General features: G+C 65.5%; 11 protein-coding genes. 1 reads left to right on the top strand and 10 read right to left on the bottom strand.

Annotated elements, in window-relative coordinates; all coding sequences use genetic code 11:
• Position 1: 1 nt before the first annotated feature.
• From tolQ to ACFPPB_RS12495, 10 genes are all read right to left on the bottom strand, one after another.
• The gene (gene tolQ / locus ACFPPB_RS12450) at positions 2-688 is read right to left on the bottom strand and encodes a protein TolQ (protein WP_377327513.1); all 687 of its coding nucleotides are present in this window, start codon (positions 686-688) and stop codon (positions 2-4) included.
• Positions 689-721: 33 nt separating this feature from the next.
• A complete protein-coding gene (ybgC, locus tag ACFPPB_RS12455) occupies positions 722-1144 on the bottom strand; it encodes a tol-pal system-associated acyl-CoA thioesterase (protein WP_377327515.1) in 423 nt (140 codons plus the stop codon).
• Positions 1137-2183, bottom strand: coding sequence for a Holliday junction branch migration DNA helicase RuvB (gene ruvB, locus ACFPPB_RS12460; RefSeq protein ID WP_377327517.1), 1047 nt, complete (start codon positions 2181-2183; stop codon positions 1137-1139). Before ruvB ends, ybgC begins: the two co-directional genes overlap by 8 nt.
• A 131-nt stretch (positions 2184-2314) precedes the next feature.
• Positions 2315-4213: a potassium transporter Kup gene (locus tag ACFPPB_RS12465; RefSeq protein ID WP_377327519.1), complete on the bottom strand. Its 1899-nt coding sequence runs from the start codon at positions 4211-4213 to the stop codon at positions 2315-2317.
• A 38-nt stretch (positions 4214-4251) separates the two neighbouring features.
• On the bottom strand, positions 4252-4845 hold the full coding sequence (gene ruvA, locus ACFPPB_RS12470) for a Holliday junction branch migration protein RuvA (protein WP_377327521.1): 594 nt from the start codon (positions 4843-4845) through the stop codon (positions 4252-4254).
• Positions 4842-5363, bottom strand: a complete 522-nt coding sequence (ruvC, locus tag ACFPPB_RS12475) for a crossover junction endodeoxyribonuclease RuvC (RefSeq protein WP_377327523.1) — start codon at positions 5361-5363, stop codon at positions 4842-4844. The genes ruvA and ruvC overlap by 4 nt, the downstream gene beginning before the upstream one ends.
• A 36-nt stretch (positions 5364-5399) precedes the next feature.
• Positions 5400-6134 carry a YebC/PmpR family DNA-binding transcriptional regulator gene (locus ACFPPB_RS12480; protein WP_377327525.1) on the bottom strand — a complete coding sequence of 245 codons (735 nt, stop codon included), beginning with the start codon at positions 6132-6134 and terminating at the stop codon, positions 5400-5402.
• Positions 6135-6236: 102 nt separating this feature from the next.
• Positions 6237-6866 (bottom strand): esterase/lipase family protein, encoded by a 630-nt coding sequence (locus ACFPPB_RS12485; protein ID WP_377327527.1) that lies wholly within the window; start codon positions 6864-6866, stop codon positions 6237-6239.
• 40 nt (positions 6867-6906) lie between these two features.
• Entirely contained in the window at positions 6907-8679 is a 1773-nt protein-coding gene (aspS, locus tag ACFPPB_RS12490) for an aspartate--tRNA ligase (protein WP_377327529.1), read from the bottom strand.
• 286 nt (positions 8680-8965) lie between these two features.
• Entirely contained in the window at positions 8966-9301 is a 336-nt protein-coding gene (locus ACFPPB_RS12495) for an FmdB family zinc ribbon protein (protein WP_377327531.1), read from the bottom strand.
• A gap of 271 nt (positions 9302-9572) precedes the next feature.
• Here ACFPPB_RS12495 and ACFPPB_RS12500 point away from each other — a divergent pair, with 271 nt between their 5' ends.
• On the top strand, positions 9573-12056 hold the full coding sequence (locus ACFPPB_RS12500) for a TonB-dependent receptor plug domain-containing protein (RefSeq protein WP_377327533.1): 2484 nt from the start codon (positions 9573-9575) through the stop codon (positions 12054-12056).
• The last annotated feature ends 28 nt before the right edge of the window (positions 12057-12084 follow it).

Genomic DNA, 12084 nt, shown 5'->3' on the forward strand with positions numbered 1-12084 from the left:
CTCAGGCTGCGTCGTCGGTTTGGATCTGCCGCTGCAGCACGGAGGAGAACTCCTCCTGGAACACGTCGTAGCGCGAGGCGATCCGCTCGACCTTGGTGGCGTAGCGGTTGTATGCCCACTGCGCCGGAATCGCCGCGAACAAGCCCATCGCGGTGGCGATGAGGGCTTCGGAGATGTGCGGCGCGACCACCGCGATGGTGACGTCCTTCATCTCACCCAGGCCCTGGAACGCGCCCATGATGCCCCACACGGTGCCGAACAGGCCGACATACGGGCTGATCGAGCCGACGTTGGCGAGAAACTCCAGGTTGCGCTCGAGCAGGCCGATTTCGCGCGTGCCGGTTACCTGCATGGCGCGTTCGGAACTCTCCATCACGCTGCGCACGTCATGCGTCTTGCGCTGGCGCTGGCGGGCGAATTCGCGAAAGCCCGATTCGAAGATGTTCTCGATACCGCCGTTGTCGGCACCGCGGCCGCTGACCTCGCGGAACAGCTGGGCCAGGTCGCCGCCGGACCAGAAACGCTCCTCGAACGCCTCGGCATCTTCCATCGCCGCCTTGGTCTGCGTGTACTTGCGGATGATGATCACCCAGGACAGGAACGAGAACACCAGCAGCACCAGCAGCACCAGCTGCACCGGCAGACTCGAGTCCGCGATCAGCGAAAAAATGTTCAGTCCACCGTTCATTGCTTGAAGGTTCTCCGCCAGTTGGCTTGTGGTCTAGGGTGCAGGTTCGGGAATCAGATCAGCTGGAATCAGATCAGCAGGAATCGGCGCCGGACGCATGCGCTGCAGATCCACGCAGGCCACCCGCACTTGCGCGCGAATCAGGCAGCTGCCGTCCGTCTTCGTGATCGTCTGGGTGAACAGGATACTGGCTGCGCGCCTTTCTTTGACTTCGACCGTTACCGACAGTTCATCATCCAGCAGGGCGGCCTTGAGGAAGTCGATCTGCATGTCGCGCACCATGAAAGCCAGCCCGGTAGCCTGCTTGAACGCCATCTGGTCGACGCCCAGCGCGCGCATCCACTCGCTGCGGGCACGCTCCATGAAACGCAGGTAGCCGGCGTGATAGACCACGCCGCCGGCGTCGGTATCCTCCCAGTACACCCGCACCGGCCAGCTGAAGGGAGACTCAGACATCGCCCGCCTCGGCATTGAACAAGTCGGCCGGCTGCACCTGGCGCGGCGGGGTCAGCCCCAGGTAGCGCCAGCCTTTGGCGCTGATCATGCGTCCGCGGGCGGTGCGTATCAGGTAACCCTGCTGTATCAGGTACGGCTCGACCACGTCCTCCAGCGTGCCGCGATCCTCGCTCAGTGCCGCGGCCAGCGATTCCACGCCGACCGGGCCGCCGTCGAAGTTCTCGACGATCAGGCCGAGCAGGCGCCGGTCCAGCTCGTCGAAACCTTCCGGGTCGATCTTCAGCATGTCCAGCGCGGCCTGCGCCACCGCCAGCGTGATCTCGCCGCCGGCACGTACCTCGGCATAATCGCGCACCCGGCGCAGCAGGCGGTTGGCGATGCGCGGCGTGCCGCGCGAACGGCGGGCGATTTCCTGAGCCCCTTCCGGCGCGCAGACGATGCCCAGGATGCGGGCGGCCCGCCGCACGATCGCGCCGAGTTCGTCGGCGGTATAGAACTCCAGCCGCTGCACGATGCCGAAGCGGTCGCGCAAGGGCGCGGTGAGCATGCCGGCGCGGGTGGTCGCGCCGATCAGGGTGAACGGCGGCAGATCCAGCTTGATCGAACGGGCGGCCGGACCCTCGCCGATCATGATGTCGATCTGGAAGTCCTCCATCGCCGGATACAGCACTTCCTCGACCACCGGCGACAGCCGATGGATCTCGTCCACGAACAGCACGTCGTTCGCTTCGAGATTGGTCAGCAGAGCGGCCAGATCGCCGGCACGTTCGAGCACCGGACCGGAGGTGGAGCGCAGGTTGACGCCCAGTTCGTTCGCCACGACATGGCTCAGCGTGGTCTTGCCCAGCCCGGGCGGCCCGAAGATCAGCACGTGATCGAGCGCACCGCCGCGCTTCCTGGCCGCCTCGATGTAGATCGACAGCTGTTCGCGCACCGCCTGCTGGCCCAGATATTCGGCCAACCGCTTCGGCCGGATGGTGGCCTCCAGCGCGTCGTCGTCGAGCTGGGCGGCAGCGGTGATGATGCGGTGGTCGGTCATATCCGCATTATGGCAGGCCTGCCCTACCACATGTAGGAGCCAGCTGGCGGGCGATGCTGTTGCTTTGATCTTTCCTATCCGACCATCAAAGCGAGAGCATCGCCCGCCAGCGGGCTCCTACCCGTTTTCTTTCAGATTTCGACTTGTGCGCCAAGTTCGATCAGACGGTTGCCGGGAATGTGGAAGAACGCGGTGGCCGGCAACGCATTGCGCGCCATGAAGACGAACAGCTTGTCTCGCCACAGCGCCATGCCGGGGCGATCGGTGGCGACGATGGTTTCGCGCGACAGAAAGAACGTGGTGTCCATCATGTCGAACGGCAGGTTCGCGCGCGCGCAACGTGTCAGCGCCTGCGGGATGTTCGGGTCTTCGGAGAATCCGAAGCGCAGCTCAAGACCGTAGAACTCGCCGTGCATCGGCGTGATCTCGATGCGTTCATCCTCTTCGGCAACCGGCATCTCCAGTATCGCCACCGTGAGCATCACGTTGCGCTCATGCAGCACCTTGTTGTGCTTGAGGTTGTGCAGCAGCGCATGCGGCACCGCCTGCACGTTGCCGGTGAGGAACACCGCCGTCCCCGGCACGCGCAGCGGCGGATGCTGGACGATGTTCTCGATGAACGGCGCCAACGCGAGGCCGCCTTGCTTGATCTCGCGCACCACCAGTTCGCGGCCGCGCCGCCAGGTGGTCATCATGATGAACACGGCCAGCCCCATCGCCAGCGGGAACCAGCCGCCATGCTCGACCTTGATCAGGTTGGCGCCGAAGAACGCTACATCGACGGTGAGGAACAGCAGGCCGGTACCTGCCACCTGCAGCAGATTCCATTTCCATTGATAGCGCGCGACGATCAGCGCAAGCATCGTGGTGATCACCATCGTGCCGGTCACCGCGATACCGTACGCCGCGGCCAGATTCGCCGACGAGCGGAACCCGAGCACTGCCCCCAGGATCAGCACCAGCAGCATGCGATTGATCCATGGCACGAAAATCTGCCCCGACATCTCGCGCGAGGTATGCACGATGCGCATGCGCGGCACATAACCGAGCTGCATGGCTTCGCGCGTCATCGAGAACGCGCCGGAGATCACTGCCTGCGAGGCGATCACCGTCGCCGCGGTGGCCAGCGCGATCATCGGGTACAGCAGCGGTTGCGGCACCAGCAGATAGAACGGATTGGCCGCCGCCTTGGGATCCCCGAGCACCAGTGCGCCCTGGCCGAAATAGTTGAGCAACAGCGCCGGCAGCACGAAGAAGGCCCAGGCGAGACGGATCGGCTTGCGCCCGAAATGTCCCATGTCCGCGTACAGCGCCTCGGTACCGGTCACCGCCAGCACCACCGCGCCGAGCGCGAAGAACCCTCGTGCATGATTGTGCAGGAAGAACTCGACGCCATACATCGGACTGAGCGCCCAAAGCACCTGCGGGTGATGCACGATGCCGTTGACACCCAGCGCCGCGATGCTCAGGAACCACACCACGCACACCGGGCCGAACACCACGCCGATCTTGTCGGTGCCGTGTTTCTGCAGCCAGAACAGGCCGAGGATCACCACGATGGTGATCGGCACCACCCAGCGCGCCAGTCCCGGCGCGGCGATTTCCAGGCCCTCCACCGCGGACAGCACCGAGATCGCCGGCGTGATCACGCCATCGCCATAGAACAGTGCCGCGCCGAAGATCGCCAGCACCGCGATGATCCAGCGGAGTCGCGGAATGTCCCGAACGCTGCGCTGCGCCAGCGCCATCAAAGCCATGATGCCGCCTTCGCCCTTGTTGTCGGCGCGCATGATGAACAGCACATACTTGATCGACACCACGATGACCAGCGCCCAGAAGATCAGGCTCAGTCCGCCGAGCACATTCACCGGCGCGGACGTCATGCCGCGCTCGCCCAGCACTGTCTGCAACGTGTACAGCGGGCTGGTGCCGATGTCGCCGTAGACCACGCCGACCGCGCCGACCGCGAGTGCGGCGAGACGCTTCTTCGAGTCCGGCGACGGATCGGTATGCAGGTTGTCGTGAATCAAGGGATCAACTCCATTGCAGAATGTCCGGCGGGGTCGTATCAACCTGCCAGTGCGGCGCGCAGCGCCTTGCGAATGATGGCTTCGGCGTTGTCGCCTTCGGCGGCAACCTTCTGAACCAGCCGGGTGACTTCCACAGGCTTGTAGCCCAGCTGCTGCAAGGCCACGGTGGCCTCGCCAGCCGCGTCCAGCGGTGCATCGCCGCGAACGGAGGTGCCCGGCAGACTGGACACGCCGTCGAGACGATCGCGCAGTTCCACCACGATGCGCTCGGCGGTCTTCTTGCCGATGCCGGGGATCTTGGTCAGCGCAACCACATCGCCTGCATGCACCAGCCGCGCGAAATGCTCGGCGGCGACACCGGACAGCACCGCGAGCGCAATCTTGCCGCCGATCCCGCTGACCTTGAGCAGGTTGCGGAACAGCGTGCGCTCGCTCTCATGCAGGAAGCCGTACAGCGTCACGCCGTCTTCCTTCACCGCATGATGGATGAGCAGGATCACTTCCTTGCCGATGCCCGGCAGGTCGTAGATCGTCGACATCGGCGCCTCGACTTCGTAACCGACGCCGGCGACCTCGACCAGCAGCGAGGGCGGCTGCTTGGAAATCAGGATGCCACGCAGACGTCCGATCATCGGCGACGTCTCCAGGCGGTGCGCGGGATGCCGACGCGGGCCAGGCTGGCGCGGGTGTGCGCATGGGTGACCGCGACCGCCAGTGCATCGGCGGCATCGGCTTGCACCGGACCCTTCAACCCGAGCAATACGCCGATCATGTGCTGCACCTGGGTCTTGTCGCTGCGGCCGCTGCCGACCACGGACTGCTTCACTTCGGTTGCTGCATATTCGTGCACCGCGATCCCCCGGCTGACCACCGCGCAAATCGCGGCGCCGCGCGCCTGGCCAAGCTTCAGCGCCGAATCCGGATTGCGCGCCATGAACACGCGCTCGATCCCGCACTCGGCGGGCTGATGCGCGGCGATGATGTCACACAGTTCGTCAAATATGCGTTTCAGGCGCAACGGAAACGTGGCCTCGCCGGCCACCACCAGCGCGGCATGAAAGACATGGGTGAGCTTGCCGGCATCGTCGACGTCGATGATGCCCACGCCGGTGCGCTGACTGCCCGGGTCGATGCCTAGAATTCGGGTCATCTCGGATGCGATGCGAAAGGCCGTCGGCCTTCCGACTTATTCGGCGGCCTCGATCGGCAGCACGGCGTTGTGATAGATCTCGTGCACGTCGTCGAGCTCTTCCAGCCAGTCGATCAGGTCGAGCAGCGTTTCCTGCGCCTCGGCGGGAATCGCCACCCGATTGGCCGGGCGCATCACCACTTCCGCATGCGTCGGCCTGAGGCCGGCGGCGACCAGCGCCTGCTGCACTGCCTCGAAGCTTTCCGGCGCACACAGCACGGTGCTCTCGCCGGCCTCGTTCACCACGTCGTCGGCGCCGGCCTCGAGTGCGGCTTCGAGGATCTTTTCCTCCAGGGCCGCATCGCCTGCTGTGACGAACACCAGCTCGCCGCAGCGATGAAACTGGAATGCCACCGAGCCGCTGGTACCGAGGTTTCCGCCATGCTTCGTCAGTCCGTGGCGCACGTCGGCGACGGTACGCACCGGATTGTCGGTGACGCAGTCGATGATCAGCGCGATGCCGGCGGGGCCGTAACCTTCATAGCGCATCTCGTGCATGTCGGCGCCGCCGTCGGCGCCGGAGCCGCGCTTGATCGCGCGGTCGATGGTGTCACGGGTCATGTTCGCCGACAGCGCCTTGTCCACCGCCGAACGCAACCGCGGATTGGCCGCCGGATCGGCGACACCGGCGCGCGTGGCGACGGTGATTTCGCGGATCAGCTTGGTGAATACCTTGGCGCGCTTGGCGTCCTCGGCATTCTTGCGACCTTCGATGGACGGACCTCTACCCATGACAATGCCTGCACTCGATCAGCTGAACGAACCGGGAATTTTACCTGATTTCGGATCGTGTGCCGGAATCCCCGGCATGAGGCAGAACAGCGCAGGGCGTGCTCAATCGGCCTCGAAACGGCCCTGATGCAGGAAACGGGCGACACGCTGTGCCACTTCGGCGGAAAACAGCAGGCCGGTATGGTTCGCCTCGACCACGCAATGCGCGGTCAGGCCGGCCAGGCGGGTCTCCTCGACCGCCACCGTACCGTCGTGCTCACCGGCAAAATGGCCCAGCATGGCGCCCAGACCCAGCGGCATGCGGCCGGCGATCATGCCGACTTCGCGCGGCCCGTCCCAGCGCTCGAAACCCTGCTCCAACAATTCGCGGTTGTGCCCCAGCAACACTTCGCCGCCGCGGCCCCAGGCGGCGAAACCGCGCGCAGCCGCACTGCCCTTCAGCGGCGAGCCCAGGCAGACGATGCGGCCGGGCGGCAGGTCGCCTTCGAGACAGGCACGCAAGGCCAGCAGGCCACCGAGGCTGTGGCCGACCAGATGCACGGCATCGCCCTCGGCTGCCAGCGAGACCATGCGCGCCTGCAACCGATCGAGAATGCGCTGCTGGGTCGCCGCCACGCTGAGGTAATCGAAGCGGTGCACACGAAAGCCGGCCTCGATCAACCGGCGATGCAGCATGGACAACGCGAAGCCTCGCATCCACAAGCCGTGCAACAGGATTACGTGGTCGCTCATGGCATGCCGCCTGAAGGTCGCGGGGGGCGCTGTCGGCGAATCAGCCGGCAGCCTCCTTGCCGGCCGCCACGCGCACATGCAGTTCCTTCAGCTGCGCGTCGCTCACCATCGACGGCGCGTCAGTCATCAGATCCTGCGCACTGGTGGTCTTGGGGAACGCGATAACGTCGCGGATCGACTCGGTGCCGGCCATCAGCGCCGCGATGCGGTCGATGCCGAACGCCAGCCCGCCATGCGGCGGCGCGCCGAATTTCAGCGCCTTCAGCAGGAAGCCGAACTTCCTCTCGGCCTCTTCGGCGCCGATGCCCAGCAGTTCGAATACCGTGCTCTGCATCTCCGGCCGGTGGATACGGATCGAGCCGCCGCCGATCTCGTTGCCGTTCAACACCATGTCGTAGCCGCGGCTCACCGCATTGTGCGGATCGGCGCGCAGTTGCGCGGCGTCGTCCACCTTCGGCGCGGTGAACGGGTGATGCAGGGCGACGAAGCGTTGCTCTTCGGCGTCGTACTCGAACATCGGAAAGTCGGTGACCCACAGCGGCTTCCAGCTGTTCTCGACCAGGCCGCGATCCTTGCCGACCTTCAGCCGCAGCGCGCCCATGAAGTCGGTGACGGCCTTCCAGCTGCCGGCGCCGATGAACACGATGTCGCCGCTCTGCGCGCCGGTAGCCTGGAGCACGGCGTCCAGCGCCGCGTCGTCGAGGAATTTCGCCACCGGCGAGTTGATCCCGTCGCGGCCCTTCGCCAGATCCTCGACCTTGAGCCAGGCCAGGCCCTTCGCACCGTAGCGCGACACATATTCGGTGAGGCCGTCGATGTCCTTGCGCGACAGCGTGCTGCCACCGGGTACGCGCAGCGCGGCGACACGGCCATCCGCGGCGTTGGCCGGCTCGGCGAGCACCTTGAACTCGACATGCTTCACCGCATCGGCGACGTCGGCCAGTTCCAGCGCGATGCGCAGGTCGGGCTTGTCCGAACCGAAGCGGCGCATCGCCTCGGCCCAGGTCATGCGCGGGAAGGACGCGTCGAGTTCCACCTCCTGCACTTCGCGGAATACGTGGCGAATGAGCTCCTCCACGAAATCCTGCACGTCCTTTTCCTCGACGAACGCGAACTCGAGGTCGAGCTGGGTGAATTCCGGCTGGCGATCGGCGCGCAGGTCCTCGTCGCGGAAGCAGCGCGCGATCTGGTAGTAACGGTCGAAGCCGGCCACCATCAGTATCTGCTTGAACAGCTGCGGCGACTGCGGCAGCGCGTAGAACTGGCCCGGATGCACGCGGCTGGGCACCAGGTAGTCGCGAGCCCCCTCGGGGGTGGCCTTGGTCAGAATCGGCGTCTCGACATCCTGGAAGCCGCGCTCGTCGAGATAACGGCGCAGCGCCTGCACCAGCCGGATGCGCTTGCGCATCATCGCCTGCATTTCGGGACGGCGCAGGTCGAGGTAGCGATAGGTCATCCGCATGTCCTCGTTCGGGTTCTCGTGCATCGCGAACGGCAGATCCTTCGCGGCGTTGAGGATCTCCACCGTGTCGGCCACGAGTTCGACCGTGCCGGTTTTCAGCTTGTCGTTGACCGATACCCGCTGACGTATGGTGCCGGTGACGCGCAGGCAGTACTCGTTGCCGATCTCGTTGGCCTGGGCAAAGGCTGCCTCGTTGTCGCGGTCGATCACCACCTGGGCCAGCCCTTCGTGGTCACGCAGGTCGACGAAGGCGACATGGGCCTGCAGCCGGATCTTGTTGACCCAGCCGCACAAGGTGACGGTCCGGCCGATCAGCGACTCATCGATGAGGCCGCAGTAATGCGTGCGCATGCGCTTGAAACTCCGGGCAAGCCGCAATGCGGCTGAAGCAGATGGAAAAGACCGCGAATATTAGCACCGCGAGGCCTGCCGGCGGGTTTCCTGCCAGCTGGCGGCTGCGTGGCTGAGCGCCCGCGCAATCGCCGGCCGGGAACCAACCATGCGCCGGCGCGATTCCGGCCGGACCCGGCTCTGGCGACCGACATCGAAGCTGGTAGCGCTTCTTGTTGCTGTCGTACCGCGGTGGATCTGGCGGTCCGCCCTTCCTTGAATACCTCGTGCACCCCGCCCGCGGTGATCAGTCGGGACTCTTGCCGCTCGATGCGGCCGGGGCTGCCGCCGGTGCGGGTGCCGGCGAAGCTGCAGGCGGTGTCGTCGTGGCGCCCGCACCGGCGGCGGGCCGAGTTTCGCCGCCGCCCGAGGCCTCGGCCAGATTGCGCTTCTTGTCGCCGTCCTTCTTGAAATCGGTTTCGTACCAGCCGCTGCCGGCCAGCCGGAACGACGGCGCGCTGACCATCCGCCGCAGATGCGGCGCATCGCAGGCTGGACAGACCGAGGGATCGGTGTCGGACAACTTCTGCAGGCGATCGAAACGGTGGCCGCAATGGCTGCATTCAAATTCGTAGATGGGCATGAAAACTCCGGACAGTCCAGCCAACGAGGGGCTGGCAGTTGGCCATTATCGGCGCGTTCGCGAGGAATTCAATGTCCCAACCGGCGCGTGGCGCCGGCCATACCCCGGGAGTAGTCTGAAGCCAGGGGCAAAAGTGTTCCAGGTACACACGGACCCCGACAATGCCGGCGAATTGGACGTATAGACGTCTATACGTCTATTGACGAAATAACGATGCGCCACTAATCTGCAATTGTTGCGACGCAGCAACCCACGAAGACGGAGAGTTCCGATGAGCAAACGTTCCAAACCGATCGCACTGGCGTGGCTGCCTGCCGCCGTGCTTCTGGCGCTGTCCGGCAACGCCGCCGCGCAGGATGCCGGCACGCCACCGGCGACCAAGAAGGCCAAGGAGCTGAGCGCCGTGATCGTCACCGGCACCCGTTCCGACAGCCGCACCGAAAGCAGCTCGCTGACCCCGATCGACGTCGTCTCGGCCAAGGTGCTGCAGCAAACCGGCACCAACGACCTGCCGACGGCGCTGGCACGCATCATCCCCTCGCTGAACTTTCCGCGCCCGGCGGCGGCCGACACCGCCGACACCCAGCGCCCGGCGCAGCTGCGTGGCCTGTCGCCCGACCAAGTGCTGGTGCTGGTGAACGGCAAGCGCTGGCACCCCGGTGCCATCCTGCTCAACAACGGCGTGATCGGCCGCGGCTCGCAGCCGGTGGATCTCAACACCATCCCGATCTCGGCCATCGACCACATCGAGGTGCTGCGCGACGGCGCGTCGGCGCAATACGGCTCCGACGCGATCGCCGGCGTGATCAACGTGATCCTCAAGAAGGGCGCCAAGGGGGGTGACGTGGAAGTGAGCGGCGGCCAGTATTCGGCCGGTGATGGGCGCCAGTGGCTGGGCTCGGCCGACTTCGGCATCCCGCTGAGCGGCGACCGCGGCTGGCTGCGCGTCGCGCTGGAAAGCGGCAACGAGGACCACACCAACCGCGCCGGCCCGGACAACCGCTCGCCGGCGTGGGCCGCGCTGGGCGTGAACTTCCGCCAGGGCGATCCCTCGGTGCACAGCAGCAACGTGCTGCTCAACGCGCAGTACGACATCACGCCCAATGTGGAGTTCTACGCGTTCGGCCACTTCAGCCACCGCGACAGCGTCTCGCCGGCGTTCTTCCGCTACGGCCTCAACAGCCCCAAGCCCAACAACCCGCTGATGGCCTCGGTGTATCCGGACGGCTTCCTGCCGCTGGAGAACGCCGACTCCAACGACCAGTCGCTGGTGGCCGGGCTGCGCGGCACCGTCGACGGCTGGCGCTGGGACGTGAGCGGCAACTACGGCGGCAACCGCGTGCGCTACGAGACGCGCAATAGCCTCAACTACGCCTACCTGCACGACTTTGGTACCACACCGACGGTGTTCCACGACGGCATCCTGAAGGCTACCCAGCAGTCCTTCGACATCGACATCGCCAAGGACTTAAGGCCCGGCTGGCTGCCCAATCCCGTCACCATGGCCTTCGGTACCGAGTACCTTCGCCAGACCTACGCCATTCGGGCGGGCGACCTGCCCTCCTGGTACGTGGGCACCTCCGGTGTCTCCGGCGGTGCGCAGGGCTTCGCCGGCTGGCAGCCCGCCAATGCCGTGAACGCCTCGCGCCACGACGTGGCCGAGTACCTCGACTTCGAGACCAACCTCACCGACAAGCTCGGCACCTCGCTGGCCGTGCGTCACGAGGACTACTCCGATTTCGGCAACACCACGTCGGGCGCGCTGGCCGCGCGCTACGATTTCACCGACAGCTTCGCCCTGCGCGGCAGCGCATCCACCGGCTTCCGCGCGCCTTCGCTGGGACAGGAATATTTCTCGCAGATCGGCTCGCTGTTCTACGGCAACGGGGCCCTGCCCGGGCTTCCCGCAGGTATCTACAACCGCGGACTGGTCCCGGTGGGCAGCCAGATCGCCACCCTCCTGGGTGCCGAGCCGCTGAAGCCGGAAAAGTCGAAGAACTTCACGCTGGGCGCAGTGTGGAACCCCACCGACGCACTCAACCTGAGCGTGGACGTCTACCAGATCGACATCACGAACCGCATCGCGCTGTCCGGTGCGATCTCCACCACCACCCCGGCGGTGGTCAGCTACCTGGCCGCCAACGGCGTCACCAACCTCAACTACAGCAGCGTCAACTACTTCACCAACGCGGGCGACACGCGCACCCGCGGCGTCGATTTCGTAGGCACCTACCTGGCGGACTTCGGCAGCGCCGGCACGCTGACCACGACGCTCAGCGCCAACTACAACCAGAACAAGGTCACCAGCATCAAGCCCAACCCAGCGGTACTGAGCAGCCTGGGCAACACAGGCTTTGTGCGCCTCAACCGCCAGGACATCAAGGGCTACCTCGGCAACTCCTCGCCGCGCAGCAAGCTGATCCTCAACGAGCAATACGGGATCGGTCGGTGGAGCTTCACCGGCACGCTCACCCGCTACGGCAGCTACACCAGCTACGTGAGCAGCCTCGCAACCTACAACCCGGCAAAGGGCATCGTCGACCAGACCTTCAGCCCCAAGTGGGTCCTGGACCTGGCAGGCAACTACCACTGGCAGAACTGGGCTTTCACGCTGGGCGTGGACAATGCGCTGAACATCCACCCCGACAAGAACATCGCCAACAACAGCAACAACGGCACCTTGCCGTATTCGACCTTCTCGCCGTTCGGCTACAACGGCGCCTACGTGTACGGCAAGGTGCGCTACAGCTGGTGAAGCCCGCCATCCGGACAACCAGAAAAAT

It is taken from the genome of Rhodanobacter terrae, assembly GCF_042657005.1.
Classification (GTDB): Bacteria; Pseudomonadota; Gammaproteobacteria; order Xanthomonadales; family Rhodanobacteraceae; genus Rhodanobacter; species Rhodanobacter terrae.

What these genes read in the sequence shown, in the direction of transcription:
- tolQ (WP_377327513.1), bottom strand. Translation starts at nt 688, where the DNA reads ATGAACGGTGGACTGAACATTTTTTCGCTGATCGCGGACTCGAGTCTG.
- ybgC (WP_377327515.1), bottom strand. Translation starts at nt 1,144, where the DNA reads ATGTCTGAGTCTCCCTTCAGCTGGCCGGTGCGGGTGTACTGGGAGGAT.
- ruvB (WP_377327517.1), bottom strand. Translation starts at nt 2,183, where the DNA reads ATGACCGACCACCGCATCATCACCGCTGCCGCCCAGCTCGACGACGAC.
- ruvA (WP_377327521.1), bottom strand. Translation starts at nt 4,845, where the DNA reads ATGATCGGACGTCTGCGTGGCATCCTGATTTCCAAGCAGCCGCCCTCG.
- ruvC (WP_377327523.1), bottom strand. Translation starts at nt 5,363, where the DNA reads ATGACCCGAATTCTAGGCATCGACCCGGGCAGTCAGCGCACCGGCGTG.
- ACFPPB_RS12480 (WP_377327525.1), bottom strand. Translation starts at nt 6,134, where the DNA reads ATGGGTAGAGGTCCGTCCATCGAAGGTCGCAAGAATGCCGAGGACGCC.
- ACFPPB_RS12485 (WP_377327527.1), bottom strand. Translation starts at nt 6,866, where the DNA reads ATGAGCGACCACGTAATCCTGTTGCACGGCTTGTGGATGCGAGGCTTC.
- aspS (WP_377327529.1), bottom strand. Translation starts at nt 8,679, where the DNA reads ATGCGCACGCATTACTGCGGCCTCATCGATGAGTCGCTGATCGGCCGG.
- ACFPPB_RS12495 (WP_377327531.1), bottom strand. Translation starts at nt 9,301, where the DNA reads ATGCCCATCTACGAATTTGAATGCAGCCATTGCGGCCACCGTTTCGAT.
- ACFPPB_RS12500 (WP_377327533.1), top strand. Translation starts at nt 9,573, where the DNA reads ATGAGCAAACGTTCCAAACCGATCGCACTGGCGTGGCTGCCTGCCGCC.